Below are 25,628 nucleotides of genomic sequence, written 5' to 3'. Positions count from 1 at the left end.
GAAAGGTAACAAGGATGTCTGGCGAGATGTTTGGAGATCGGCAACGGCCGATGGTGCTCGTACTGGGGCTCGGGGAATCGGGTCTCGCGATCGCGCGATGGTGCGCGAGGCACGGGTGCCGGCTGCGTATTGCCGATACCCGCGAGGCGCCGCCGCACCTTGCCGCGCTGCAGGCCGAAGGCATCGATGCGGAATTCGTCGGCGGGGCGTTCACGCCCGCGCTGCTCGACGGCGGTGTCGAGATCGTCGGGCTGAGCCCCGGCCTGTCGCCGCTCGAACCGGCGCTCGCCGCGCTGCTCGCTGCCGCGCACGAGCGCGGTGTCGCGGTATGGGGCGAGCTGGAATTCTTCGCGCAGGCGCTGCGCGCGCTCGGCACGAGCGGCTACCAGCCGAAGGTGCTCGCGATTACCGGCACCAACGGCAAGACCACGACGACGAGCCTCACGGGCCTGCTGTGCCAGCGCTCGGGCAAGAAGGTCGCCGTCGCGGGCAACATCAGCCCGGCGATGCTCGACCGGCTCGCGAGCGCGATCGACGACACCGCGCTGCCCGACGTATGGGTGCTCGAACTGTCGAGCTTCCAGCTCGAGACGGCACGCACGTTCGCGCCCGATGCGGCCGCGATCCTCAACATCACGCAGGACCACCTCGACTGGCACGGCAGCTTCGACGCGTACGCGCAGGCGAAGGGCCGGATCTTCGGCGCGACGACGACGCGCGTGCTGAACCGCGACGACGCGGCCGTGATGAAGTTCGCGCCCGCCGCCGGCGCGGCCGACGCGCCGCGCACGGTCACGTTCGGTCTGAACGAACCGACGCAGGACGGCGACTACGGCCTGTCGCGCGACAACGGCATCGCGTGGCTGGTGGAAGCCGTCGATCGCGACGCGCCGGATGAAGCGACGACGACCCGCCGGCGCAAGCGCGACGCCGCGCATACGCCGGACATCGCGCAAAAGCGCCTGATGCCGGCCGACGCGCTGCGCATCCGCGGGTTGCACAACGCGGCGAACGCGCTGGCCGCGTTCGCGCTCGCACGCGCGATCGACCTGCCGGCAGCGCCGCTGCTGCACGCACTGCGCGAATACCGCGGCGAAGCGCATCGCGTCGAAGTGATCGCGACGATCGACGACGTGGACTACGTCGACGACAGCAAGGGCACGAACGTCGGCGCGACGGTGGCCGCGCTCGACGGGCTCGCGCAGAAGATCGTGCTGATCGCGGGCGGCGACGGCAAGGGGCAGGATTTCGCGCCGCTGGTCGCGCCGGTCGCGCGCTGGTGCCGGGCGGTGATGCTGATCGGCCGCGACGCGCCGGCGATCCGCGACACGCTCGCCGAAACCGGCGTGCCGCTCGTGGACCACGCGACGCTCGAAGGCGCGGTGCACGCGGCGGCCGACCTGGCCGAGCCGGGCGATGCGGTGCTGTTGTCGCCTGCATGCGCGAGCCTCGACATGTTCAGGAACTACGCCCATCGCGCGGAAGTGTTCCGCGCGGCGGTCGACGAAATCGCCATCGACAAAGGAGCGACGCCATGAGCTGGTCCGATCGCCTCGTCTCCCGTTTCAACGACCGGCGCGACACCGGCGGCAATGCCGCGGGCGGCCGCGTCGCGTCGGCCACGCGCGCCGCGACGGGCGGCCTCGCGAGCGTCGTCAACGGCGTGCGCCCGAGCCGTTCGCGGATGCTCGATTTCGACTATTCGCTGTTGTGGGTCGCGATCGCGCTGCTGGGGCTCGGCGTCGTGATGGTGTATTCGGCGTCGATCGCGATGCCCGATTCGCCGAAATACGCGTCGTATCACGACTACGCGTTCCTGATGCGCCACTGCGTGTCGCTCACCGTCGCGTTCATCGCGGCGGTGCTCGCGTTCCGCGTGCCGGTGTCGACCTGGGACAAGTACGCGCCGCATCTTTTCCTGATCGCACTGGTCGGCCTCGTGATCGTGCTGATCCCGCACGTCGGCAAGGGCGTGAACGGTGCGCGCCGCTGGATTCCGCTCGGCATCACCAACATGCAGCCGTCGGAAATCATGAAGCTCGCGGTGACGATCTACGCGGCGAACTACACGGTGCGCAAGCAGGAATACATGCAGAGCTTCGCGAAGGGCTTCCTGCCGATGGCGTTCGCGGTCGGCCTGGTCGGCGCGCTGCTGCTGCTCGAGCCCGACATGGGCGCGTTCATGGTGGTCGCCGCGATCGCGATGGGCGTGCTGTTCCTCGGCGGCGTGAACGGCAAGCTGTTCGGCGGCCTCGTCGCGACGGCGGTCGGCACGTTCACGATGCTCGTGTGGCTGTCGCCGTGGCGTCGCGAGCGGATCTTCGCGTATCTCGATCCGTGGGACGAGCGCTATGCGCAGGGCAAGGCCTACCAGCTCACGCACTCGCTGATCGCGTTCGGCCGCGGCGAGTGGTTCGGCGTCGGCCTCGGCGGCAGCGTCGAGAAGCTGAATTACCTGCCGGAAGCGCATACCGACTTCATCCTCGCGGTGATCGGCGAGGAGCTCGGCTTCGTCGGCGTGCTGGTCGTGATCCTGCTGTTCTACTGGATCGTGCGCCGCGCGTTCGAGATCGGCCGCCAGGCGCTCGCGCTCGATCGCACGTTCGCGGGCCTGATGGCGAAGGGCATCGGCATCTGGTTCGGCGCGCAGACGTTCATCAACATGGGTGTGAATCTCGGCTTGCTGCCGACCAAGGGCCTGACGCTGCCGCTCGTGAGCTACGGCGGCTCCGGCATCCTGCTGAACTGCGTCGCGCTCGCGGTGTTGCTGCGGGTCGACTACGAGAACCGGGTGCTGATGCGCGGAGGGAAGGTATGACCGCGTCGCAACGCACGCTGATGGTGATGGCAGGCGGCACCGGGGGCCACGTGTTCCCGGGGCTCGCGGTCGCGCACCGGATGGAAGCGGCGGGCTGGCGCGTCGTATGGCTTGGCAATCCGGCCGGGATGGAAGCGACGCTCGTGCCGAAGCACGGTATTCCGATGGAGTACGTGCGGTTCGGCGGGCTGCGCGGCAAGGGCCTGAAGACCAAGCTGACGCTGCCGGTCAACCTGCTGCGCGCATGCTGGCAGAGCCTCGGCGCGCTGCGCCGCGTGCGGCCCGACGTCGTGCTCGGGATGGGCGGCTACATCACGTTTCCGGCGGGCGTGATGACCGCGCTGTCGGGGCGTCCGCTCGTGCTGCATGAACAGAATTCGATCGCGGGCCTCACGAACAAGGTGCTCGCGAAACTCGCGAAGCGCGTGCTCGTCGCGTTCCCCGGCGCGCTGCCGCACGCGGAATGGACCGGTAACCCGATTCGCGCGGAACTCGCGCACACGGAACCGCCCCAGGCACGCTATGCGTCGCGCGGCGGCCCGTTGAACGTGCTGGTCGTCGGCGGCAGCCTCGGGGCGGCCGCGCTGAACGAAGTCGTGCCGCGCGCGCTGGCGCTGCTGGCGCCGGGCGAGCGTCCGCGCGTCGTGCACCAGGCCGGCGTGAAGCACATCGAGGCACTGAAGGCGAATTACGAAGCGGCCGGTTTCGCGGCCGGCGAGGACGTGCGGCTCGTGCCGTTCATCGACGACATGGCGGCCGCGTATGCGGCGGCGGATCTGGTGATCTGCCGGTCGGGCGCGATGACGGTCTCGGAGATCGCGGCGGTGGGCGTGGCGGCGCTGTTCGTGCCGTTCCCGCATGCGGTCGACGATCACCAGACGACCAACGCCGCGTTTCTCGCCGATGCGGGCGCGGCCGTGCTGGTGCAACAACGCGACCTGTCGGCGGAACTGCTCGCCGACTGGCTGCGCGGCCAGTCGCGGGCCTCGCTCGCGGACATGGCGGAACGTTCGCGCTCGCTCGCGAAGCCCGAGGCCACCGACGAAGTCGCGCGCGTCTGCGCGAAGGCGGCCGGCGCGAACCTGGAACAACTGCAATGAAACACATCGTCAAACACATTCATTTCGTCGGGATCGGCGGCGCGGGGATGAGCGGCATCGCCGAAGTGCTGGTCAACCTCGGCTACGCGGTCAGCGGCTCGGACCTGTCGCGCAATGCGGTGACCGACCGGCTCGAGGCGCTGGGCGCGCGGATCGCGATCGGTCACGACGCGGCGAACATCGAGGGCGCGAACGCGGTCGTCGTATCGACGGCCGTGCGCTCCGACAACCCGGAAGTGCTGGCCGCGCGCGCGAAGCGCGTGCCGATCGTGCAGCGCGCGGTGATGCTGGCGGAGCTGATGCGCCTGAAGCAGGGGATCGCGATCGCCGGCACGCACGGCAAGACCACGACGACGAGCCTCGTCGCGAGCGTGCTCGCGGCGGGCGGGCTGGACCCGACCTTCGTGATCGGCGGCCGGCTGATCAGCGCCGGCGCGAACGCGCGGCTCGGCACGGGCGACTTCATCGTCGCCGAAGCCGACGAGTCGGATGCCTCGTTCCTGAACCTGTATCCGGTGATCGAAGTCATCACGAACATCGACGCGGACCACATGGACACCTACGGCCACGATTTCGCGCGGCTCAAGCAGGCGTTCATCGAATTCACGCAGCGCCTGCCGTTCTACGGCAGCGCGGTGGTGTGCGTCGACGATCCGAACGTGCGGCAGATCATCCCGTTCATCTCGAAGCCGGTCGTGCGCTACGGCCTGTCGCCGGACGCGCAGGTGCGCGCGGAAGACATCGACGCGCGCGACGGCCGGATGCATTTCACGGTGATCCGCGAAGGGCGCGCGCCGCTCGCGGTGGTGCTGAACATGCCGGGCCTGCACAACGTGCAGAACGCGCTCGCGGCGATCGCGATCGCGACCGATCTCGGCGTGTCGGACGACGCGATCCAGCTGGCGCTGGCGGAGTTCAACGGCGTCGGCCGGCGCTTCCAGCGTTACGGCGAAGTGGCGAGCGCGGACGGCGGCCAGTACACGCTGATCGACGACTACGGTCATCACCCGGTCGAGATGGCAGCGACGATCGCGGCCGCGCGCGGCGCGTTCCCGGGCCGCCGCCTCGTGCTGGCGTTCCAGCCGCACCGCTATACGCGCACGCGCGACTGCTTCGACGATTTCGTCAACGTGCTGTCGACGGTCGATGCGCTGGTGCTGACGGAGGTCTATGCGGCCGGCGAAGCGGCGATCCCGACGGCCAGCGGCGACGCGCTGTCGCGCGCGCTGCGCGCGGCGGGCAAGGTTGACCCGGTGTTCGTCGCGACGGTCGACGACGTGCCGGACGCACTGGCGAAGGTCGCCCGGAACGGCGACGTGGTGATCACGATGGGGGCGGGTTCGATCGGCGGCGTGCCGGCGAAGCTCGTGCAACACATTCAACAGAAGGCATGACATGAGCGGGATCGATCCGAAACGTTTCGGCAAGGTGGCGGTGTTGTTCGGCGGCGAATCCGCCGAGCGCGAGGTGTCGCTCACCTCGGGCCGCCTCGTGCTGCAGGGCCTGCGTGACGCGGGCGTCGACGCGCATCCGTTCGACCCGGCCGAGCGGCCGCTGTCGGCGCTGAAGGACGAAGGCTTCGTGCGCGCGTTCAACGCGCTGCACGGTGGCTACGGCGAGAACGGCCAGATCCAGGGCGCGCTCGATTTCTACGGAATTCGCTACACGGGCAGCGGCGTGCTGGGCTCGGCGCTCGGCCTCGACAAGTTCCGCACGAAACTCGTGTGGCAGCAGACGGGCGTGCCGACGCCGCCGTTCGAGACGGTGATGCGCGGCGACGACCTGGCCGCGCGCGCGACCGACATCGTCGCGAAGCTCGGCCTGCCGCTGTTCGTGAAGCCGGCGAGCGAGGGCTCGAGCGTCGCGGTGCTGAAGGTGAAGACGGCCGACGCGCTGCCGGCCGCGCTCGAGGAAGCCGCGACGCACGACAAGATCGTGATCGTCGAGAAGAGCATCGAAGGCGGCGGCGAATACACCGCGTGCATCGCCGGCGATCTCGATCTGCCGCTGATCAAGATCGTGCCGGCGGGCGAGTTCTACGACTACCACGCGAAGTACGTCGCCGACGATACGCAATACCTGATCCCGTGCGGCCTGCCGGCGCAACAGGAAGCGGAACTGAAGCGCATCGCGCGCCGCGCGTTCGACGTGCTCGGCTGCACCGACTGGGGCCGCGCGGATTTCATGCTCGACGCGGCCGGCAATGCGTATTTCCTGGAAGTGAACACGGCCCCCGGGATGACCGACCACTCGCTGCCGCCGAAGGCCGCGCGCGCGGTCGGCATCAGCTATTCGGAGCTGGTCGTGAAGGTGCTGTCGCTCACGCTCAACGACTGACGCAGGAACGGAACGACGTATGTGGAACAACGTTCGCCAACTCAACCTTGCCGCCAGCGCGCTGTACGCGCTGCTGCTGCTCGTGTTGGCGGCGGCCGGCTGCTACTGGCTGATCCAGCGCCCGACGTTCGCGCTGCGGGAAATCCGGATCGACGGCGATACCGAGCACATCAACTCGCCGACGGTGCGCGCGGGCGTGGTCGGCCGGCTGAAGGGCAATTTCTTCACGGTCGATCTCGATACGGCGCGCGCGGCGTTCGAGCAGATGCCGTGGGTGCGTCACGCGAGCGTGCGCCGGGTGTGGCCGAATGCGCTGGCTGTCACGCTCGAGGAGTACAAACCGCTCGGGACCTGGGGCAGCGATCAGCTGGTGAGCGTCGACGGCGAGCTGTTCACCGCGAACCAGGGCGAGCTGGAGCAGGAACTGCCGGCGTTCGACGGCCCGGAAGGCAGTGCGAAGGAAGTCGTCACGCGGTATCGCGACTTCGGGAAATGGTTTGCGCCGCTGAAGGCGGCGCCGGAAGAAGTGACGCTGTCGGCGCGGTACGCGTGGACGGTGAAGCTGTCGAACGGCATGCAGGTGGAGCTGGGCAAGGAACGCAACAGCGACACGCTGCATGACCGGAGCCAGCGCCTGGTCGCCGCGTGGCCGGCCGTCACGGAGCGTTGGGGCAACGACATCGAGTACGCGGACCTGCGTTATCCGAACGGATTCGCGATTCGCGCGGCAGGCATGCGGTTCCTGACCGATACCGACAAGCGCAAGAAGTAACGAGAGATCACACGCAAGAGCACTTTATGAGCAAAGACTACAAGGATCTGCTGGTTTCCCTCGACATCGGCACGTCGAAGGTGGTGGCCATCGTCGCCGAGCTGAAGGGCGAGGGTCACTACGAGGTGATCGGTCTCGGCCAGAGCGAGTCGAAGGGTCTGAAGAAAGGTGTGGTGGTCAACATCGAGGCCACCGTGCAGTCGATCCAGCGCGCGCTCGAGGAAGCCGAGCTGATGGCCGACTGCAAGATCACCAACGTGTTTACGGGGATCGCGGGCAGCCACATCCGCAGCTTCAACTCGAGCGGGATGGTCGCGATCAAGGACAAGGAAGTCACGCAGACGGACGTCGCGCGCGTGATCGAGACCGCGAAGGCGATCAACATCCCGACCGACCAGCAGGTGCTGCACATCCTCACGCAGGAATTCATCATCGACGGCCAGGAAGACGTGCGCGAGCCGATCGGGATGAGCGGCATCCGGCTGGAAGTGAAGGTGCACATCGTGACGGGCGCGGTGAGCGCCGCGCAGAACATCGTCAAGTGCGTGCGCCGCTGCGGGCTGGAAGTGAACGACCTGATCCTGCAGCCGCTCGCGTCGTCGCTGGCGGTGCTGACGGAAGACGAGAAGGATCTCGGCGTGGTGCTGGTCGACATCGGCGGCGGCACGACCGACATCGCGATCTTCGCCGAAGGCGCGATCCGCCACACGGCGGTGATCCCGATCGCCGGCGACCAGATCACGAGCGACATCGCGATGGCGCTGCGCACGCCGACGCCGGACGCGGAAGACATCAAGGTCGGCTACGGGATCGCGAAGCAGGCGCTCGCCGATCCGGACGAAATGGTCGAAGTGCCGGGCCTCGGCGAACGCGGCCCGCGCACGCTGTCGCGCCAGGCGCTCGCGGCGGTGATCGAGCCGCGCGTCGAGGAACTGTTCTCGCTCGTGCAGCAGGTCGTGCGCGAGTCGGGTTACGAAGAACTCCTGAGCTCCGGCGTGGTCATTACCGGCGGCGCGTCGATGATGCCGGGCATGGTCGAGCTCGGTGAAGACATTTTCCTGAAACCGGTGCGCATCGGCGCGCCGGAATACGCAGGCGGCCTGTCCGACGTCGTGCGCAATCCGCGCTACTCGACGGCGATGGGGCTGCTCGTCGAAGGCAGTGCGCAGCGCATGCGCGGCCGCAAGGTCGCCGTGCAGTCCGGCAACGCGGGGCAGGTGTTCTCGCGGATGAAGGAATGGTTCCTGAGCAACTTCTGACAAACCGAATCGAAATTCGCGCTGGTGCCGGCGGCTGGCGCGCGACAGGGGGTTGCCCGATCTCCTGCCGAATAACGGCCGAGTAGCAGTCATTCTCTTGACGGAGGCAACAATGGAATTCGAAATGCTGGAAACCGAGACCAACGGCACCATCATCAAGGTGGTCGGCGTTGGCGGCGCTGGCGGCAATGCCGTCCAGCACATGATCAACCGCGGCGTGCAGGGCGTCGACTTCATCGTGATGAACACGGACGCCCAGGCGCTGTCGCGTTCGCGCGCATCGTCGGTGATCCAGCTCGGCAACACGGGTCTGGGCGCCGGTGCGAAGCCGGAAATGGGTCGTGCGGCGGCGGAAGAAGCGCGTGAGCGCATCGCCGACGCACTGCGCGGCGCGCACATGGTGTTCATCACGGCCGGCATGGGCGGTGGCACGGGTACGGGCGCGGCGCCGGTGGTCGCGCAGATCGCGAAGGAGATGGGCATTCTGACGGTCGGTGTCGTCAGCAAGCCGTTCGAGTTCGAAGGCGGCAAGCGCATGCGCGTCGCCGAAGCAGGCTCGCAGCAACTGGAGGATCACGTCGACTCGCTGATCGTCGTGCTGAACGACAAGCTGTTCGACGTGATGGGCGACGACGCCGAGATGGACAAGTGCTTCCAGTGCGCGGACGACGTGTTGAACAACGCGGTGGCAGGCATCGCGGAAATCATCAACGTCGACGGCCTCGTGAACGTCGACTTCGAAGACGTGAAGACGGTGATGGGCGAGCAGGGCAAGGCGATGATGGGCACGGCGACGGTCGCCGGCGTCGATCGCGCGCGCCTCGCGGCGGAACAGGCCGTGGCGAGCCCGCTGCTCGAAGGCGTCGATCTGTCGGGCGCGCGCGGCGTGCTGGTCAACATCACGTCGAGCCGTTCGCTGCGTCTGTCGGAAACGCGCGAAGTGATGAACACGATCAAGAGCTACGCGGCGGAAGATGCGACGGTGATCTTCGGTGCGGTGTACGACGACGCGATGGGCGATGCACTGCGCGTGACGGTCGTGGCGACGGGTCTGGGCCGTGCGGCGAAGAAGCAGCAGTCGGCACCGATGACGCTGCTGCGCACGGGTACGGACAACCAGCCGGTCAGCGCGGTGTCGCACGGCTACGCGCCGGCGCAGCACGTCAGCACGGCCGACTACGGCGCGCTCGATACGCCGGCGGTGTGGCGCAATTCGCGCGAAACCGCGGCATCGCACGTGCAGGCGCTGCAGGAGAAGGGTGTCGACACGTACGACATCCCGGCTTTCCTGCGCAAGCAGGCTGACTGACGCAAACACAGGCGAAGCCGCGGCGCAGTCGTTGAGATCGCCGCGGTATCGCCGGCGTGACGGATGCTACGGACCCAGACAGGCCGCGTCGGATGCGACGCCGGGCCGGGAAAGGTGCCCTCTTCGCTCGAGCGAAGCGGGATGGGCCGGGCTGTCCGCAACACGCTGAAAAACCGTATCGCTATGAGGGACCAGCCATGATTCAAGTGGGCGACGCGCTGCCCGACGCGCAATTGTTCGAGTTCATCGACGACGCGCGCGAAGGGTGTACGCTGGGGCCGAACGCCTGCAGCGTGCGCGACCAGGTGGCGAGAAAGCGGGTGGTGATCTTCGGATTGCCGGGCGCTTTCACGCCGACCTGCTCGGCGCAGCATGTGCCGGGCTACGTCGAACACGCCGAGCAATTGCGCGCGGCGGGGATCGACGAGATCTGGTGCGTGTCCGTCAACGACGCATTCGTGATGGGCGCATGGGGACGTGATCTGCACACCGCGGGCAAGGTGCGCATGATGGCGGACGGCAGCGCGGCTTTCACTCATGCGCTGGGGCTGACGCAGGATTTGTCCGCGCGTGGCATGGGAATTCGTTCCCTGCGCTACGCGATGGTGATTGACGGCGGTGTGGTCAAGACGCTGGCCGTCGAGGCGCCGGGCAAATTCGAAGTGAGCGATGCGGCGAGTGTTCTCGCGACGTTGACGTCCTGATCGTGCGGTGCGCCGTTGCCTTCCGGCAACGCTGCTCACCGGCCTCAGGGCAGTTGTAACACGGGCTGATGACCGGAAACGCCTCCGTTCCGGGCATCGGCCCGTCCCGTATCGGCACGGGTAAACTGTCGAAACAGATTGATACGCAGTTTCAGACAGCGTTGAATAGGGAATTACGCTATAATCCCGCCTATCGAATATAACTCCTGATTGATATCTTCAATCAAGACGAAGAAGACCATGTTGAAGCAGCGCACCATCAAATCCATCGTGAAGACCGTGGGTATCGGTGTCCACTCGGGCCGCAAGATCGAGTTGACGCTCCGTCCCGCCGCGCCCGGCACGGGCATCGTCTTTTCACGCGTCGACCTGCCCACGCCGGTCGACATTCCCGCATCGGCGATGTCGATCGGCGACACGCGGCTCGCGTCGGTGTTGCAGAAGGATGGCGTGCGCGTGTCGACGGTCGAGCACCTGATGTCCGCGTGTGCGGGTCTCGGCATCGACAACCTGTATGTCGATGTGACGGCCGAGGAAATCCCGATCATGGACGGCAGCGCCGCCACGTTCGTGTTCCTGATCCAGTCCGCCGGCATCGAGGAACAGAACGCGCCGAAGCGTTTCATCAAGGTGAAGAAGCCGGTCGAAATCCGTGACGGCGACAAGTTCGCGCGGCTCGATCCGTATTTCGGCTTCAAGCTGAAGTTCTCGATCGACTTCCGTCACCCGGCCGTCGACAAGACGGGCCAGGAACTCGAGGTCGATTTCGCGACCACGTCGTACGTGCGCGAGATCGCGCGTGCGCGCACGTTCGGTTTCGCGCACGAAGCCGAGATGCTGCGCGAGATCGGCCTGGCGCGCGGCGGCAGCATGGACAACGCGATCGTGCTCGACGAGTACCGGATCCTGAACAACGACGGGCTGCGCTACGACGACGAGTTCGTGAAGCACAAGATGCTCGACGCGATCGGCGATCTGTACGTGATCGGCCATCCGCTGCTGGCGTCGTACACCGCGTACAAGTCGGGCCACGGCCTGAACAACGCGTTGCTGCGCGAACTGCTCGCGCACGAAGACGCGTACGAGATTGTGACGTTCGACGATCCGCAGGCTGCACCGAAGGGGTTCGCGTTCGACGCGCAGACGGCCTTCGCGTGACCGGCGTTCAGCGCAAGCGATAAAAAAAGCGACCCTCGGGTCGCTTTTTTGTTGGCTGGCGGCCGCCGATGACCGGTGCGGTCAACGCGGCTTCGCGCCGTGTCGTGCCGCCATCCGCGCGAGCGCGGCCTGCAGCGGCGACGGTTCGAGGTGGTCGGCGAGGTCGCGCAGCGCGGCGGCGCCGGCCGAGGTCATCCGAGCCTGCTTCACGTGCGGCGGCTCCGGCGCGTCCTTCGGCCGCACGCGCACGCGCAGCGTCGTCACGGGCCAGCCGCGCTTCTGGAGGTCGCCGAGCAGCCGCACCTCGACCTGTCGCAGCCGTGCTGCCAGCGCATTGTGCGCGGCAAAGAGGGTCAGGGTGCCGTCCTTGATGAAGCCCGGTTCGACGTGATTCGCCAGATAATCGGGCAGGCAAGCGCCCAGGTCGCGCTGCAGCGACGCGATCTGCTCGACACCGGCGCGCAGCGCCGCGAATGCGTCGGTACGACCGAGCACTTCGGACACGGGTTGCGGACGATAGGCGGCGAGCGGGCCGAAACGCTTGGAAAATCGGTTCATCGAGGCTTTATTCGAGCGCGCACGCGCGCGGACGTTGCAGCCGATTGTACCCGTGCCGGCCCGCGCACGGGCGGCTTTCGCCCCTGTCCGCCCGGCCCCGGCGCGCCATGCCCGTGCGGCCGGGACGCAGGCGCACGCGTCCCCGCGTGCTAAAATTCGACGTTTGAGTCCACTAATTCGCTAAGCCGCCGAGGCTCGGGCGCCGGGGCGCGCAACACGCGCCGGGCGCCGGTGCTGCGACGCAGGATCCGATCCGATGACAACCGGTTTTCTCCAGAAAATTTTTGGCAGCCGCAACCAGCGGCTCGTCAAGCAATACCAAAAGACCGTCGCGACGATCAATGCGCTCGAAACGCAGATCGAGAAGCTGACGGACGACCAGTTGCGCGGCAAGACGGACGAATTCCGCCAGCGGGTCGCGGCCGGCGAGTCGCTCGACAAGCTGCTGCCCGAGGCCTTCGCGGTGTGTCGCGAGGCGAGCCGTCGCGTGCTGAAGATGCGGCACTTCGACGTGCAGATGATCGGCGGCATGGTGCTCCACTACGGCAAGATCGCGGAAATGCGCACCGGCGAGGGCAAGACGCTCGTCGCGACGCTGCCCGTGTACCTGAACGCGCTGGCCGGCCGCGGTGTGCACGTCGTGACCGTCAACGATTACCTCGCGCAGCGCGACGCCGAATGGATGGCGCGCCTCTACAACTTCCTCGGTCTGTCGGTCGGCATCAACCTGTCCGGCATGGAGCACGACCAGAAGCAGCAGGCCTACGCGGCGGACATCACGTACGGCACGAACAACGAATTCGGCTTCGACTACCTGCGCGACAACATGGTCTACGAGACCGACGCGCGCGTGCAGCGGGCCCTGAACTTCGCGGTCGTCGACGAAGTGGACTCGATCCTGATCGACGAAGCGCGTACGCCGCTGATCATTTCGGGCCAGGCCGAGGATCACACCGAGCTGTACGTGCGGATGAACGCACTGCCGCCGCTGCTCGAGCGCCAGATCGGCGAAGAGAAGGCCGACGGCACGGGCGTCGAGAAGCCGGGCGACTACACGCTCGACGAGAAGGCGCGCCAGGTGTTCCTGACGGAATCGGGCCACGAGAAGGCCGAGCGCCTGCTTGCCGAATGGGGCCTGATCGGCGAGGGCGAAAGCTTGTACGCGCCGCAGAACATCACGCTGATGCACCACGTGTACGCGGCGCTGCGCGCCCATACGCTGTTCCACAAGGATCAGCACTACGTCGTGCAGAACGGCGAAGTGGTCATCGTCGACGAATTCACGGGCCGCCTGATGGCCGGCCGCCGCTGGTCCGACGGGCTGCACCAGGCCGTCGAGGCGAAGGAACACGTGAAGATCCAGAGCGAGAACCAGACGCTCGCGTCGATCACGTTCCAGAACTACTTCCGGATGTACGCGAAGCTGGCCGGCATGACCGGCACCGCGGACACCGAAGCGTACGAATTCAACGAGATCTACGGTCTCGAGACGGTCGTGATCCCGACCAACCGCCCGCCGAAGCGGATCGACAAGCAGGACCAGATCTACAAGACGGCCAAGGAGCGCTACGACGCGGTGATCCGCGACATCCGCGACTGCTACGAGCGCGGCCAGCCGGTGCTGGTCGGCACGACGTCGATCGAGAACTCCGAACTGCTGTCGCACCTGCTGAAGCAGGCCGGGCTGCCGCACGAAGTGCTGAACGCGAAGCAGCACGAGCGTGAAGCGGCGATCGTCGCGGAAGCTGGCCGTCCGAAGCGCATCACGATCGCGACCAACATGGCCGGCCGCGGGACCGACATCGTGCTCGGCGGCAATGCGGAGAAGCAGGCGGCGTTCATCGAGGCCGACGATTCGATCCCGGCCGACGAAAAGGCGCGCCGCATCCAGAAGCTGCACGACGAGTGGGAAACGCTGCACGAGGAGGTGAAGGCCGCGGGCGGCCTGCACATCATCGGCACCGAGCGCCACGAATCGCGCCGGATCGACAACCAGCTGCGCGGCCGTGCAGGCCGTCAGGGCGATCCGGGCTCGTCGCGCTTCTACCTGTCGCTCGACGATCCGCTGCTGCGCATCTTCGCGGGCGACCGCGTGCGCTCGATCATGGATCGCCTGAAGATGCCGGAAGGCGAGGCGATCGAAGCCGGCATCGTCACGCGGTCGATCGAATCGGCGCAGCGCAAGGTCGAAGCGCGCAACTTCGACATCCGCAAGCAGCTGCTCGAATACGACGACGTGTCGAACGACCAGCGCAAGGTGATCTACCAGCAGCGCAACGAGCTGCTCGAAGCACACGACATCACCGAGACGATCACTGCGATGCGTCACGGCGTGATCACCGAAGTCGTCCGCCAGTTCGTGCCGGAAGGCAGCATCGAAGAGCAGTGGGACGTGCCCGAGCTCGAGGAAGCGCTGCGCAACGACTGGCAGCTCGATCTCGCGATCCAGGAAATGGTGAACGAGTCGTCGTCGATCACGGCCGAGGAGATCCTCGACGCGGTGACGACGGCCGCCGACGAGCAGTACGAGGCGAAGGTCGCGATGGTCGGTCGCGAATCGTTCAGCGCGTTCGAGCGCTCGGTGATGCTGCAGACGGTCGACCGCCTGTGGCGCGAGCACCTCGCGGCGCTCGACCACTTGCGCCAGGGCATTCACCTGCGCGGCTATGCGCAGAAGAACCCGAAGCAGGAGTACAAGCGCGAGGCGTTCGAACTGTTCGCCGCGATGCTCGACGCGATCAAGCAGGAAGTCACGCGCATCGTGATGAACGTGCAGATCCAGTCGCCGGAGCAGCTCGAGGAGGCGGCCGAGCAGATCGAGGAGCGCGGCGGTCATCTCGAGAACGTCGAATACCAGCACGCCGACTACGCGGACGCCGGCGCCCCGGTGGCGAACGTCACGACTGCTGCTGCGGCGGCCACGGCGACGGCCGACATGGTCGGCAGCGCGATGACGCACGGCGGCCCCGGCGGCGAAATGCCGAAGGTCGGCCGCAACGACCCGTGCCCGTGCGGCAGCGGCAAGAAGTACAAGCAATGTCACGGGAAGCTGTCATGATCGGCGGCGGCGCGCGTCACGCGTGCCGCGTCGTTCGCAGCTTCGAATCAGTGATGTGAGTTGTGGCGGCCCGCGCGTGCGGCCGCCGGTTCTTCCAATCGATGCCGGCGCGTGCCGGCATTTTCCATCCGGCAGGTGTGCCCCATGGCTGTCAATTTTCCGTCGATCGATCCCGCCCAACTGCATCCCGTCGCCGGCGTCACGCTCGGCTGGGCGGAGGCGAACATCCGCAAGCCGAATCGCAAGGACGTGCTGGTCATTTCCGTCGACGAAGGCGCGACGGTCGCGGGCGTGTTCACCGAAAACCGTTTCTGCGCAGCGCCGGTCACCGTCTGCCGCGAGCATCTGGCGAAGGTGCGTGCGGGCGGCGCGGGCATCCGCGCACTGGTCGTGAATACCGGCAATGCGAACGCGGGCACCGGCGAGCCGGGCCTCGTGAACGCCCGTGAAACGTGCACGGAACTCGCACGCCTCGCGGGCATCGAGCCGGCGCAGGTGCTGCCGTTCTCGACCGGCGTGATCCTCGAGCCGCTGCCGATCGACCGCCTGAAGGCCGGTCTGCCGGCCGCGCTCGCGAACCGCAAGGCCGCGAACTGGTTCGACGCCGCGCAGGCGATCATGACGACCGATACGCTGCCGAAGGCGACGTCGCGCCAGGTGACGATCGACGGTCACACGGTCACGCTGACGGGCATCAGCAAGGGCGCGGGCATGATCAAGCCGAACATGGCGACGATGCTCGGCTTCCTCGCGTTCGATGCGAACGTCGCGCAGCCGGTGCTCGACACGCTCGTGAAGGAAGTCGCCGACCGCTCGTTCAACTGCATCACGATCGACGGCGACACGTCGACGAACGACTCGTTCATCCTGATCGCATCGGGCAAGAGCACGCTGCCGGCCATCACGTCGACCGATTCGCCGGCCTATGCGGCGCTGCGCGACGCGGTGACGGAAGTCGCGCAGGTGCTGTCGCAACTGATCGTGCGCGACGGCGAAGGCGCGACGAAGTTCATGACGGTGCAGGTCGAAGGCGGCAAGAGCGTCGCCGAATGCCGCCAGATCGCGTACGCGATCGGCCACTCGCCGCTCGTGAAGACGGCCTTCTACGCATCCGACCCCAACCTGGGCCGGATTCTCGCGGCGATCGGCTATGCGGGCGTCGCGGATCTCGACGTCGGCAAGATCGACCTCTATCTCGACGACGTGCTCGTCGCGAAGGCCGGCGGCCGCAATCCGGCCTACCAGGAAGAGGACGGCCAGCGCGTGATGAAGCAGAGCGAGATCACGATCCGCGTGCTGCTCGGGCGCGGCGACGCGCAGGCCACCGTCTGGACGTGCGACCTGTCGCACGATTACGTGAGCATCAACGCGGATTACCGCTCCTGATCGGGAGCGCTCGAACGACATGGACAAGCTTGAACAGTTTCTGACGCGCGCGGAAGCGCTGCTCGGCCGTCTCGAAGGGATGCTGCCGCCCGCACCGGCGGCCATCGACTGGAACGCGGCGCATGCGTTCCGCTGGCGCAAGCGCCAGGGGCGCGGTTACCTGCAGCCGGTACCGGCCGTGTCATCGATCACGCTCGGCGACCTGCACAACATCGACCGCCAGAAGGCGCTGATCGACCAGAACACGCGGCAGTTCGTGCAGCGCAAGCCGGCCAACAACGTGCTGCTGACCGGCGCACGCGGTACCGGCAAGTCGTCGCTGATCAAGGCGTGCCTGAATGCGTACGCGAACGACGGGCTGCGCCTGATCGAAGTCGACAAGGACGACCTGCACGATCTCGGCGACATCGTCGACCTGATCTCGCAGCGTCCGGAGCGGTTCATCGTGTTTTGCGACGACCTGTCGTTCGAGGACGGCGAATCGGGCTACAAGGCGCTGAAGGTCGCGCTGGACGGGTCGATCGCCGCGCAGTCGGACAACGTGCTGATCTACGCGACGTCGAACCGTCGCCACCTGCTGCCCGAGTACATGAGCGACAACGAGTCGTACAAGCATCTTCCTGACGGCGAGATTCACCCCGGCGAAGTCGTCGAGGAGAAGATCTCGCTGTCGGAGCGCTTCGGCCTGTGGGTCAGCTTCTATCCGTTCAAGCAGGACGACTACCTCGACATCGTCGCGCACTGGCTGCGCCACTTCGGCTGCCCGGAGACGGAGATCGACACGGCACGCGGCGACGCCCTCGTGTGGGCGCTCGAGCGCGGTTCGCGCTCGGGCCGCGTCGCGTGGCAGTTCGCGCGGGACTGGTCGGGCCGCAAGGAGCAGGCATGAGCGCGGATCTGGCACAGGGCGCCGTGCGGGCGCCGGACGGCCGCAAGGTGACGGAAGTCGCGGTCGGCGTGATGGTGCAGCCGGACGGTCGGTATCTGCTCGCGCAACGCCTGCAGGGCAAACCGTATGAAGGTTACTGGGAGTTTCCGGGCGGCAAGCTGGAGGCCGGCGAAAGCGTCGAGGATGCGCTGGCGCGCGAGCTGCACGAGGAACTCGGCATCGAGGTCACGGCCAGCCACCGCTGGCACACGCTCGAGCACGATTATCCGCACGCGTACGTGCGGCTCTATTTCTGCAAGGTGACGGGCTGGACGGGCGAGCCGCACAGCAAGGAAGGGCAGGCGTTCGTATGGCAGCAACTGCCGGTCGAGGTCGCGCCGCTGTTGCCGGCGGCGCTGCCGGTGCTCGAACTGCTCGAGAAGGAAGCGGCGTCGCAATGACGCCGTGGCGGCCCGCCGGAAACGCGGGCCATATCGGCGGACGGCGGCGCCGCGCGCCGCTCAGCTGTCGCGGCGGTTGTCCGTGCCGTCCTCTTCCGACGACGGGCCCTCGTCGGAGGCGCCGCCGATCCGATACTTTTCCGCGGCCCATGCGCCAAGGTCGAGCTGCTTGCAGCGGGCCGAACAGAAGGGACGGAACTTGTTTTCAGGCGTCCAGCGCACTTCTGCGCCGCACGACGGACATTTCACAACGGTAGTCATACGAAAGCGTTGAACCGGCACGCGGCCGTTACAGATTACACAGGGTCAGATGGAACGGCACGTCGATGTCCACCGCACGCGGCCGCACGTCGCCGTCCTGCATGGTGAACCGTACCCACAGCATGTATTTGTTGGCGCTCGCTTCGGGAATGACGCGCAGCTCCGGCGCTACCCGCACCTGCATCAGTTGATAGGTGCGGCCGGACAGCATCTGCTGGTAGCTGCCCTGCATCGCCATGACCTTCGACGCCTGGCCTGATTCGCGCGCAAGCCGCAGCACGATCGCCGCGGCGTCGCGCAACGGCAGCATCGGCAGGACCCACTTCGCGATGTCCTGGCGCCGCTGCTCGGCGGGCCATTGCTGCCACGCGTAGTACGACGGCAGGTCGAACTTGCATGTCCCGCCCGGAATCACCGCGCGGCTGCGGATGCTGGCGAGCCATTCGTTGTCGACGAGGTGCTGGCCGGTCTTGCCCTGCATCTGCGCAAGATTCGCGAGCGTTTGCTCGATTTCACCGAGCACGGCTTCGAGCGCGTTCTGCTCGATGCCCGGATTGCCGCGAAAGGGGGCGAGCGTCTGGCGCTGACGTTCGAGCTCCTTCATCAGATCCGATTTCAGGTCCGCGCGGCCCGTTACCTCGGCGATTTCGAACAGCGTCGTCAGCGCGACGTGGTGTTCACGCGGGTCCTCCTGAGCCAAAAAGAACGCGAAGCGCTCGAACAGATCTTCGAGACGCAACAGCGTGCGAATTCGCTCGTTGAACGGATACTCGTAAAGAATCAAGCGCGCTCGCCTCTTGGGTAGGGATTGAAACAATGAAGGACATTCTAATGCCCCCTCTCTACCCTAGCAACGCGCCAATTTCGTACACCATCACGATTGCGCGCGATGCTCAGTGCGCGGCGGCCGCGAACGCGACGTAGCGTTGGTGCAGTGCATCGACCTGCGCGGCGAGCGCGTCGGGCGTGACCGCGTCGTTGACGATCACGTCGTCGGCCGCCGCGAGGCGGGCTTCACGCGTCGCCTGTCGCGCGATGATCGCTTCGACCTGTTCGCGCGTGAAGCCGTTGCGCCGCATCACGCGTGCGATCTGCGTTTCGACCGGACAGTCGACGACCAGCACGCGATCGCTGCGCGCCTTCCACGTGCCCGACTCGACGAGCAGCGGCACGACGAACATCACGTACGGGCCCCGAGCCTCGCGCGCCTCGCGATCGGTCTCCGCACGGATCAGCGGATGCGTGATCGCTTCGAGGCGCCGGCGCGCGTCGTCGTCGCTGAAGATCAGTGTGCGCATCTTCGCGCGATCGAGCGAGCCGTCGGCGGCCACGAAGCCGCGACCGAAAGCGTGCTCGATAGCCGGCATCGCGAGACCGCCCGGCGCGGTGATGCGATGGGCAATCAGGTCGGTATCGACGAGCGATGCGCCACGGGCGCCGAACAGGTCGGCAACGGTCGTCTTGCCGCTGCCGATGCCGCCCGTGAGTCCTACTGAAAACATGTCAGCCTCCGAGCGCCGCATAGAAAGGGGTGCCGAAAAACAGCGTGGCGACGCCGCCGGCCGCGAGGAACGGGCCGAACGGAATCGGCTCCTCGAAGCGCATGCGGCCGCGCCAGGTCGCGACGAGCCCGACGACCGCGCCGGTCACCGCCGCGAACAGTACGACCTGCGGCAGTGCGGCCCAGCCCATCCATGCGCCGAGCGCGGCAAGCAGCTTCAGGTCGCCGAAACCGATGCCCTCGATGCCGCGCAGCCATTTGAACAGCCAGTAGATCGACCACAGGAACAGGTAGCCGGCCATCGCGCCGATCACGGCCGAGCGCAGCGAAGCGAACGTGCCGCCGAGGTTCAGCACGAGCCCGGCCCACAGCAGCGGCAGCGTCATCGAATCGGGCAGGTAGCCGGTCCGGATATCGATCGCGCTCATCGCGAGCAGCGCCGCGCACAGCGCGAACGCGGCAAGCGCGGCGACGGTCGGGCCGAACGCCGCGAGCGAGCCGGCCGCGAGCCCTGCGCACGCGAGCTCGACGAGCGGATAGCGGATGCCGATCGCATGGCCGCAGCGCCGGCAGCGTCCGCGCAGCATCAGATAGCTGACGACCGGGATGTTCTCCCATGCGCGCAACACGTGGCCGCAATGCGGGCAGGCGCTGCGCGGGCGCCACAGATCGTAGCGCGGCGGATAACCATCGTCGGGCGGGGTGCTTGCGGCGCCCGTCGCTTCGGCGATCTCGGCCTGCCACGCGCGCTGCATCATCACGGGCAACCGGTGCACGACCACGTTCAGGAAGCTGCCGATGCAAAGGCCGATGACGACCGCGAACGCATACTGCAGCGCGGGCGGCAGCATCGCCAGCGCGAGCAGCGTGCTCTCGGGCGAATCGGAAACGGCGGACAGGGGCGCTGGCGTCATGAGGCTCAAGGATCGGACTAAAAGGCGACAGAATCGGTTGCGATGCTACACCACGTTGCCGAGCTGAAGGATCGGCAGGTACATCGCGATCACGAGGCCGCCGACGAGCGCGCGCAGGACGATCACGATCAACGGTTCGCCGAGCGCCGCGAGCGCATCGAGACGCGCGTCGAGTTGGCGTTCGCACAACGCGGCGATGTCGCCGAGCATCGAGTCGAGCGCACCGGTTTCCTCGGCGACGGCGATCGGTTGCACGACGTCGTCCGGAAAGCAGCCGGCCGAATGCATCGCATCGGCCAGACGGACGCCGCGCAACACGCGTGCGGCGATGTGCACGGTGGCGTGCGCGAACACCGGGTGGCCGGCCGTGCGCTCGAGCGTGGCGAACGCATCGGCGAGCGGCACGCCGGCGCCGAGCAGGGTCGCCAGCGAGCGGCACCAGCGTGCGGCCGCGAACCGTTCCAGCGCGCTGCCCGCGAGCGGCGCGCGCAGCAGGCGCCGCGCGAGCGCATGACGCAGCGCGACCGAGCGCCGCAGCGCATGCTGCGCGGCCAGCGCTATGGCGGCCGCACCGGCCAGCAGCACACCGCCCCACGCCGACAGTGCCGAGGACAGCGCGAGTAGTGCGCGGGTCGGCGCGAACAGGATGACGGCGGCCGGATACGCGAGTGCGGCGCGCAGCTTGCGCCATTGCGCATCGGCGCGCTCGCGATGTTCCGCGACCCGGGTCAGCACGATGCCGAGCGACCCGGACGCCTCGCCGACCTCGATCAACTGGCGATACAGCGTGCCGAACTGCGATGGATAGCGTGCGAGCGCATCGGCAAAGCGCCGGCCGCCGACGATTTCACGGGCGAGTCCCGCGGCGATGCGCGGCACGCCGTCGCGCGTGCGGGTGCGGGCGAGCATCTCGAGCGACGGCGCAAGCGGCAGGCCGGCCTGCAGCAGACTTGCGAGCTGGCGCGTGAAGCGCGTGATGTCGCGTGCGGCCGCCGCGGGCGGACGGGCCGGCCCGCGGCCGTCGAGCGACAGTACCGCGATGCCGTCGCGTGCGAGCGTGGCGCGCGCGGCCGCGGCGTCGAAGGCGACGACGATCCCGCGGCGCGGCGAGCCGTCGCGATGGCGGCCGCGCCATGCAAAGCGGGTTTCGCGCGGTGGCGTGCGCATACTTATGCTCATGCCGCAGGTGTGGCCGCGACGGCTTCCGCGATGCTCGTCGTGCCGTCCAGGACGCGGGCGAATGCCGCGTCGCGCAGGCTGCGGACCCCCTCGGCCGCCACGCACTGCGCGAGTTCGCCGACGCTCGCCCGCGCGACGATGCGCTCCGCCAGCGCGGGCGATACCGGCATCGTCTGATGCAGGCCGATGCGGCCGCGATAGCCGATGCCGTGACAGGCGGAACAGCCACGCGCGACGAACGGCCGCCATCCGGCTGCCAGCGCCGCCGGGTCGCAGCCGGCTTCCCGCAGCGCACGCACCGATGCGTCCGAATGCACGCGGCAGGCGACGCACAGGCGCCGGACGAGACGCTGCGCGGTGACGAGATGCAGCGCGGCCGCGAGGTTGTACGGCGCGACGCCGATATCGAGCAGCCGCGCGACGGCGGCCGGCGCGTCGTTCGTGTGCAGCGTCGACAGCACGAGGTGGCCGGTTTGCGCAGCCTTGATCGCGACATCGGCCGTCTCCGCATCGCGAATCTCGCCGACCATGATCACGTCCGGATCCTGCCGCAACAGCGCCCGCAGCGCGGTCGCGAACGTGAGTCCCGCCTTGTCGGCGACCCCGACCTGGTTGATCCCGTCGAGCTGGATCTCGGCGGGATCCTCGACCGTGCAGACGTTGTGTGCGTCGCGATCGAGCATCTGCAGCGCGCAGTAGAGCGACAGGGTCTTGCCGCTGCCGGTCGGGCCCGTGACGAGCACGAGGCCGTGCGGATCGCGGCTTCCATCGCGGCGGCCTGCCGCGCGTCGAAGCCGAGGTTGGCAAGCGAGAGATCGGGCGGCAGTGTTTCGAGCCGCCGCAGCACGAGTTTTTCGCCGAACAGCGTGGGCAGCGAACTGACGCGGTAGTCGCCGCGCGTGCCGCCGTCGATCGCGATGCGCAGCCGGCCGTCCTGCGGAAGCCGCCGCTCGGCGATGTCCATGCGCGAGAGCACCTTGATCCGCGTGACGAGCGCATCGCGCAGGTGTAGCGGCGGGCGCGCATGTTCGTGCAGCACGCCGTCGATGCGAAGACGGATGCGCCAGCCGGCTTCGAATGGCTCGACGTGGATGTCCGACGCGTCGCGCACGCGCGCCGCATGCAGCGTGTCCGTCAGCAGCCGTACGGCGGGAGCATCGTCGAGCTGGGCCGCATCGAGTGCGTGGGGCGCGGTGGGCGGCGCGCCGGCGTGCGCGGGCGACGACTGCGGGTGCAGCGGCGCCCCGGAGGAAGGGAAATGCATGTGAGCCGGCACGCGGGCCGCCTGTTGACCGTGATGCGCAGATGATCGCGCGCCGCGGGCGGCGCCGGCAGTCGGCCGTTCGGCTAGGGCCAGCGCAAGCTCGTTATTAGCGCGAACAGGCCCTAGCGCGCGGCGGTGCGTCCGGTGCGCGCGCCGCGCGGCTTGAACAGCTTGACGGTGCGCACTGCCTGATCGTCGCTGCGCATCACTTCGAGCATCACGTCGCCGATTTTCAGGCACACGTCGTCTTCCGGAATTTCCTCGAGGATCTCGAGTACCAGCCCGTTCAGCGTCTTCGGCCCGTCGGTCGGCAGTTTCAGGTGCAGCCAGCGGTTCAGTTCGCGCAGCGGCATGCTGGCCGAGACGATGCATTCGCCGTTCTCGTCCCAGCCGCCCGCGCGTTCGCTGCGCGGCATCGACGTCGTGAATTCGCCGATCAGTTCCTCGATGATGTCCTCGGGCGTGACGAGCCCTTCGAGTTCGCCGTATTCGTTGACGACGAGCGCGGTGCGATGCCGGGTTTCCTGGAAGAACTGGAGCTGCTGGACCACCGGCGTGCCCGACGGCACGTAGTACGGTTCGGTGAGCAGCGAGCGCAGCGTCTCGCGGTCGAAATCCTGGTTGTGCAGCGCGGTGAGCGTCTTGCGCACGTGCAGCACGCCGAGCACCTTGTCGATGTCGCCTTCGTAGACCACCAGCCGGTTGTGATAGCAGGTTTCGAGCTGATGGAGGATGTCGTCGAGCGGCGCGTAGAAGTTGAGCGACTCGATCTGGCGACGCGGCACCATCACGTCGTCGACCGTGATGTTCTCGAGGTCGAACAGGTTGAGCAGGATGCTGCGGTGCTTGGTCGGCATGAAACTGCTCGATTCGAGCACGATGGCCCGCAGCTCGTCGGCCGACATCCGCTGGTCGCGGCCCTTCTTCGTGTTGATGCGCAGCACCCACAGCACGCCGTTCGCGAGCGCATTGACGAACCAGACGACCGGCTTGAACACGCGCATCAGCGGGGCGATCACGAGGCTCGCGGGCAGTGCGATGCGCTCGGGGAACGTCGCGCCGACGATCTTCGGCGCGATTTCCGCGAACACGATGATCAGGAACGCGACGACGCCGGTCGCGATCGACAGCGCGAGATTGTTGCGGCCGAACGTATGGAGTGCGAGCGACGTCGTGAGGACGGGGATGATCGTGTTGAACAGGTTGTTGCCGATCAGGATCACGCTGAGCAGCAAGTCAGTGCGCGTGAGCAGCCCCTGCGTGGTTTTCGCGCCGAGTGCGCCCTGGCCGGCGAGATGCTTCAGCCGATGGCGATTGAGCGCCATCATCGCGGTCTCGGAAATGGAAAAGAAGCTGGAACAGAGGAGAAGCAGGAAGACGGCGCCGATTTGCGCCCATAAGGGAATTTGGTCCACGCGTTGGAAAGGGCAGTGAAGGACAGGGATGGGGGAAATATAGCAGAGGCCGGCGACCGCGATGTGTCGCGCGCGACACGAGGGGCTCGCGGCGGCCGGACGAAAAAAAACCGTGCACACGGTGCACGGTTTTTTTAAATCTGGTCGGGGTGAGAGGATTCGAACCTCCGGCCTCTACGTCCCGAACGTAGCGCTCTACCAGGCTAAGCTACACCCCGATTTTTGCTCTTCGGACTTCGCTGTCTTCGTGAAGATCGCTGCGTCGTCTCAAGCAAGAACGTAACTATAACGATGTTTTTTCTAAAAGGGAATACTTTGATGAAGAAATTTTTCGGGACAAGGCGCCGCGTCCCGTTCGCGGCGTGTTCATGACTGCCGCGACGTCGAGTACGAGCACAACCCGAGCAGGCTTTCCTTGTAGATCGAATCGGGGAACGCGGCAATCGCCGCTGCCGCGGCCTGCGCTTCCTGGCGTGCGCATTCGAGCGTGTGATCGAGCGCGCCCGAGCGCGTGATCGCTTCGAAAATCGTGTCGAAGCGATCGGTGCCGCCCTGTTCGATCGCCTCGCGTGCGAGCGCCGACTGTTCGGGCGTGCCGCGCTCGATCAGATAGATGAGCGGCAGCGTCGGCTTGCCTTCGCGCAGGTCGTCGCCGGCATTCTTGCCCATTGCCTCGGCGGTGCCCGCATAGTCGAGCCAGTCGTCCATGATCTGGAACGCGGTGCCGATCCGGCGGCCGTATTCGGCGGCGGCGGCCTCGGTCGGCGCATCGGCGCCCGCGAGCACCGCGCCCAGGCGCGCCGACGCCTCGAACAGCTTGGCCGTCTTGTAGCGGATCACCTGCATGTAGCGCGTTTCGTCGACGTCCGCGTCGTGCATGTTCAGGAGCTGCAGCACCTCGCCTTCCGAAATGATCGTCGTCGCTTCGGACAGGATCTCCATCACGCGCATCTTGCCGACGCCGACCATCATCTCGAACGAGCGCGAGTAGAGGTAATCGCCTACCAGCACGCTCGCCGCGTTGCCGAACAGCGCATTGGCGGTCTGGCGGCCGCGGCGCAGCTCGGATTCGTCGACGACGTCGTCATGCAGCAGCGTGGCCGTGTGGATGAACTCGACGACGGCGGCCAGCACGTGCCGCTGGTGCGACGTTTCGCCGAGCGCGCCGGCGACGAGCAGCAGCAACGCCGGACGCAGCCGCTTGCCGCCCGCGCCGATGATGTACTCGGCGATCTGGTTGATCAGCAGCACGTCGGACGCGAGGCTTTGCCGGATAACGCGATTCACCTGCTCCATGTCGCTGGTG

Annotated in this window: 23 protein-coding genes, 1 tRNA gene and 1 pseudogene; 15 read left to right on the top strand and 10 right to left on the bottom strand. The window is 67.2% G+C overall.

All coding sequences use genetic code 11. From position 1 onward, the window contains the following. Nucleotides 1-26 precede the first annotated feature (26 nt). From murD to lpxC, 10 genes are all read left to right on the top strand, one after another. A complete protein-coding gene (gene murD / locus H0X91_RS29625; RefSeq protein ID WP_034201052.1) occupies nt 27-1,538 on the top strand; it encodes a UDP-N-acetylmuramoyl-L-alanine--D-glutamate ligase in 1,512 nt (503 codons plus the stop codon). Then, entirely contained in the window at nt 1,535-2,818 is a 1,284-nt protein-coding gene (ftsW, locus tag H0X91_RS29620) for a putative lipid II flippase FtsW (RefSeq protein ID WP_006487115.1), read from the top strand. Before murD ends, ftsW begins: the two co-directional genes overlap by 4 nt. After that, complete coding sequence (murG, locus tag H0X91_RS29615) at nt 2,815-3,918, top strand: undecaprenyldiphospho-muramoylpentapeptide beta-N-acetylglucosaminyltransferase (RefSeq protein ID WP_006487111.1); 1,104 nt, start codon at nt 2,815-2,817, stop codon at nt 3,916-3,918. Before ftsW ends, murG begins: the two co-directional genes overlap by 4 nt. Continuing rightward, nucleotides 3,915-5,312 (top strand): UDP-N-acetylmuramate--L-alanine ligase, encoded by a 1,398-nt coding sequence (gene murC / locus H0X91_RS29610; RefSeq protein ID WP_034201051.1) that lies wholly within the window; start codon nt 3,915-3,917, stop codon nt 5,310-5,312. Before murG ends, murC begins: the two co-directional genes overlap by 4 nt. Nucleotide 5,313: 1 nt before the next feature. Next, the gene (locus tag H0X91_RS29605; protein ID WP_006487105.1) at nt 5,314-6,255 is read left to right on the top strand and encodes a D-alanine--D-alanine ligase; all 942 of its coding nucleotides are present in this window, start codon (nt 5,314-5,316) and stop codon (nt 6,253-6,255) included. Between the two features lie 19 nt (nt 6,256-6,274). After that, nucleotides 6,275-7,027 (top strand): cell division protein FtsQ/DivIB, encoded by a 753-nt coding sequence (locus H0X91_RS29600; RefSeq protein ID WP_006477014.1) that lies wholly within the window; start codon nt 6,275-6,277, stop codon nt 7,025-7,027. 26 nt (nt 7,028-7,053) lie between these two features. Then, nucleotides 7,054-8,286: a cell division protein FtsA gene (gene ftsA / locus H0X91_RS29595; RefSeq protein WP_006487138.1), complete on the top strand. Its 1,233-nt coding sequence runs from the start codon at nt 7,054-7,056 to the stop codon at nt 8,284-8,286. 112 nt (nt 8,287-8,398) lie between these two features. Next, nucleotides 8,399-9,595 carry a cell division protein FtsZ gene (gene ftsZ / locus H0X91_RS29590; protein WP_006487140.1) on the top strand — a complete coding sequence of 399 codons (1,197 nt, stop codon included), beginning with the start codon at nt 8,399-8,401 and terminating at the stop codon, nt 9,593-9,595. Nucleotides 9,596-9,792: 197 nt separating this feature from the next. Next, a complete protein-coding gene (locus H0X91_RS29585; RefSeq protein WP_059721678.1) occupies nt 9,793-10,299 on the top strand; it encodes a peroxiredoxin in 507 nt (168 codons plus the stop codon). A 240-nt stretch (nt 10,300-10,539) separates the two neighbouring features. Next, nucleotides 10,540-11,457, top strand: coding sequence for a UDP-3-O-acyl-N-acetylglucosamine deacetylase (gene lpxC / locus H0X91_RS29580; RefSeq protein WP_006487145.1), 918 nt, complete (start codon nt 10,540-10,542; stop codon nt 11,455-11,457). An 81-nt stretch (nt 11,458-11,538) separates the two neighbouring features. On the opposite strand, the gene H0X91_RS29575 is transcribed toward lpxC, so the two are convergent. Then, complete coding sequence (locus H0X91_RS29575) at nt 11,539-12,015, bottom strand: DUF721 domain-containing protein (RefSeq protein WP_006487136.1); 477 nt, start codon at nt 12,013-12,015, stop codon at nt 11,539-11,541. 256 nt (nt 12,016-12,271) lie between these two features. Between H0X91_RS29575 and secA the strand changes: the two genes are divergently transcribed. The 4 genes from secA to H0X91_RS29555 all read left to right on the top strand — a co-directional run bounded on the left by secA (nt 12,272) and on the right by H0X91_RS29555 (nt 17,788). After that, a complete protein-coding gene (gene secA / locus H0X91_RS29570) occupies nt 12,272-15,073 on the top strand; it encodes a preprotein translocase subunit SecA (protein WP_006493335.1) in 2,802 nt (933 codons plus the stop codon). 144 nt (nt 15,074-15,217) lie between these two features. Continuing rightward, complete coding sequence (gene argJ, locus H0X91_RS29565; RefSeq protein WP_006496770.1) at nt 15,218-16,459, top strand: bifunctional glutamate N-acetyltransferase/amino-acid acetyltransferase ArgJ; 1,242 nt, start codon at nt 15,218-15,220, stop codon at nt 16,457-16,459. A 19-nt stretch (nt 16,460-16,478) separates the two neighbouring features. Further along, nucleotides 16,479-17,348, top strand: coding sequence for an ATP-binding protein (locus tag H0X91_RS29560; protein ID WP_006487097.1), 870 nt, complete (start codon nt 16,479-16,481; stop codon nt 17,346-17,348). Continuing rightward, nucleotides 17,345-17,788: an NUDIX domain-containing protein gene (locus H0X91_RS29555; RefSeq protein ID WP_006487137.1), complete on the top strand. Its 444-nt coding sequence runs from the start codon at nt 17,345-17,347 to the stop codon at nt 17,786-17,788. Before H0X91_RS29560 ends, H0X91_RS29555 begins: the two co-directional genes overlap by 4 nt. A gap of 60 nt (nt 17,789-17,848) precedes the next feature. Here H0X91_RS29555 and H0X91_RS29550 read toward each other — a convergent pair whose 3' ends face one another. The 6 genes and pseudogenes from H0X91_RS29550 to H0X91_RS29525 form a co-directional block, all read right to left on the bottom strand. Further along, nucleotides 17,849-18,049, bottom strand: coding sequence for a DNA gyrase inhibitor YacG (locus tag H0X91_RS29550; protein WP_011544509.1), 201 nt, complete (start codon nt 18,047-18,049; stop codon nt 17,849-17,851). Between the two features lie 28 nt (nt 18,050-18,077). Then, entirely contained in the window at nt 18,078-18,833 is a 756-nt protein-coding gene (zapD, locus tag H0X91_RS29545; RefSeq protein WP_006487143.1) for a cell division protein ZapD, read from the bottom strand. Between the two features lie 109 nt (nt 18,834-18,942). Beyond that, a complete protein-coding gene (coaE, locus tag H0X91_RS29540) occupies nt 18,943-19,551 on the bottom strand; it encodes a dephospho-CoA kinase (protein ID WP_006487123.1) in 609 nt (202 codons plus the stop codon). A gap of 1 nt (nt 19,552) precedes the next feature. Further along, nucleotides 19,553-20,464: a prepilin peptidase gene (locus H0X91_RS29535; protein ID WP_006496767.1), complete on the bottom strand. Its 912-nt coding sequence runs from the start codon at nt 20,462-20,464 to the stop codon at nt 19,553-19,555. A 45-nt stretch (nt 20,465-20,509) separates the two neighbouring features. Then, nucleotides 20,510-21,631 carry a type II secretion system F family protein gene (locus H0X91_RS29530; protein ID WP_196433581.1) on the bottom strand — a complete coding sequence of 374 codons (1,122 nt, stop codon included), beginning with the start codon at nt 21,629-21,631 and terminating at the stop codon, nt 20,510-20,512. A gap of 8 nt (nt 21,632-21,639) precedes the next feature. After that, nucleotides 21,640-22,754: pseudogene (locus H0X91_RS29525) on the bottom strand (GspE/PulE family protein). On the opposite strand from H0X91_RS29525, the gene H0X91_RS35465 reads away from it, so the two are divergent. Continuing rightward, the gene (locus H0X91_RS35465; protein ID WP_442859781.1) at nt 22,668-22,952 is read left to right on the top strand and encodes a hypothetical protein; all 285 of its coding nucleotides are present in this window, start codon (nt 22,668-22,670) and stop codon (nt 22,950-22,952) included. The pseudogene H0X91_RS29525 and the gene H0X91_RS35465 sit on opposite strands and share 87 nt — an antisense overlap. A gap of 77 nt (nt 22,953-23,029) precedes the next feature. On the opposite strand, the gene H0X91_RS29520 is transcribed toward H0X91_RS35465, so the two are convergent. The 3 genes from H0X91_RS29520 to H0X91_RS29510 all read right to left on the bottom strand — a co-directional run. Then, the gene (locus H0X91_RS29520; protein ID WP_006489250.1) at nt 23,030-24,322 is read right to left on the bottom strand and encodes an HlyC/CorC family transporter; all 1,293 of its coding nucleotides are present in this window, start codon (nt 24,320-24,322) and stop codon (nt 23,030-23,032) included. A gap of 141 nt (nt 24,323-24,463) precedes the next feature. Beyond that, nucleotides 24,464-24,540 (bottom strand) — tRNA-Pro (locus H0X91_RS29515). Between the two features lie 148 nt (nt 24,541-24,688). After that, nucleotides 24,689-25,628: polyprenyl synthetase family protein (locus tag H0X91_RS29510; RefSeq protein ID WP_230878047.1), on the bottom strand; the 940-nt coding region annotated here is incomplete at its 5' end.

Origin of the sequence: Burkholderia sp. 9777_1386 (genome assembly GCF_015712265.1) — a bacterium.
GTDB lineage: Bacteria > Pseudomonadota > Gammaproteobacteria > Burkholderiales > Burkholderiaceae > Burkholderia > Burkholderia cenocepacia.
Note: the sequence above shows the minus strand (reverse complement) of the source record. Positions and strands in the feature narration are given on the sequence as shown.

What these genes read in the sequence shown, in the direction of transcription:
- murD (WP_034201052.1), top strand. Translation starts at nt 27, where the DNA reads ATGTTTGGAGATCGGCAACGGCCGATGGTGCTCGTACTGGGGCTCGGG.
- ftsW (WP_006487115.1), top strand. Translation starts at nt 1,535, where the DNA reads ATGAGCTGGTCCGATCGCCTCGTCTCCCGTTTCAACGACCGGCGCGAC.
- murG (WP_006487111.1), top strand. Translation starts at nt 2,815, where the DNA reads ATGACCGCGTCGCAACGCACGCTGATGGTGATGGCAGGCGGCACCGGG.
- murC (WP_034201051.1), top strand. Translation starts at nt 3,915, where the DNA reads ATGAAACACATCGTCAAACACATTCATTTCGTCGGGATCGGCGGCGCG.
- H0X91_RS29605 (WP_006487105.1), top strand. Translation starts at nt 5,314, where the DNA reads ATGAGCGGGATCGATCCGAAACGTTTCGGCAAGGTGGCGGTGTTGTTC.
- H0X91_RS29600 (WP_006477014.1), top strand. Translation starts at nt 6,275, where the DNA reads ATGTGGAACAACGTTCGCCAACTCAACCTTGCCGCCAGCGCGCTGTAC.
- ftsA (WP_006487138.1), top strand. Translation starts at nt 7,054, where the DNA reads ATGAGCAAAGACTACAAGGATCTGCTGGTTTCCCTCGACATCGGCACG.
- ftsZ (WP_006487140.1), top strand. Translation starts at nt 8,399, where the DNA reads ATGGAATTCGAAATGCTGGAAACCGAGACCAACGGCACCATCATCAAG.
- H0X91_RS29585 (WP_059721678.1), top strand. Translation starts at nt 9,793, where the DNA reads ATGATTCAAGTGGGCGACGCGCTGCCCGACGCGCAATTGTTCGAGTTC.
- lpxC (WP_006487145.1), top strand. Translation starts at nt 10,540, where the DNA reads ATGTTGAAGCAGCGCACCATCAAATCCATCGTGAAGACCGTGGGTATC.
- H0X91_RS29575 (WP_006487136.1), bottom strand. Translation starts at nt 12,015, where the DNA reads ATGAACCGATTTTCCAAGCGTTTCGGCCCGCTCGCCGCCTATCGTCCG.
- secA (WP_006493335.1), top strand. Translation starts at nt 12,272, where the DNA reads ATGACAACCGGTTTTCTCCAGAAAATTTTTGGCAGCCGCAACCAGCGG.
- argJ (WP_006496770.1), top strand. Translation starts at nt 15,218, where the DNA reads ATGGCTGTCAATTTTCCGTCGATCGATCCCGCCCAACTGCATCCCGTC.
- H0X91_RS29560 (WP_006487097.1), top strand. Translation starts at nt 16,479, where the DNA reads ATGGACAAGCTTGAACAGTTTCTGACGCGCGCGGAAGCGCTGCTCGGC.
- H0X91_RS29555 (WP_006487137.1), top strand. Translation starts at nt 17,345, where the DNA reads ATGAGCGCGGATCTGGCACAGGGCGCCGTGCGGGCGCCGGACGGCCGC.
- H0X91_RS29550 (WP_011544509.1), bottom strand. Translation starts at nt 18,049, where the DNA reads ATGACTACCGTTGTGAAATGTCCGTCGTGCGGCGCAGAAGTGCGCTGG.
- coaE (WP_006487123.1), bottom strand. Translation starts at nt 19,551, where the DNA reads ATGTTTTCAGTAGGACTCACGGGCGGCATCGGCAGCGGCAAGACGACC.
- H0X91_RS29535 (WP_006496767.1), bottom strand. Translation starts at nt 20,464, where the DNA reads ATGACGCCAGCGCCCCTGTCCGCCGTTTCCGATTCGCCCGAGAGCACG.
- H0X91_RS29530 (WP_196433581.1), bottom strand. Translation starts at nt 21,631, where the DNA reads ATGCGCACGCCACCGCGCGAAACCCGCTTTGCATGGCGCGGCCGCCAT.
- H0X91_RS35465 (WP_442859781.1), top strand. Translation starts at nt 22,668, where the DNA reads ATGTTCGTGCAGCACGCCGTCGATGCGAAGACGGATGCGCCAGCCGGC.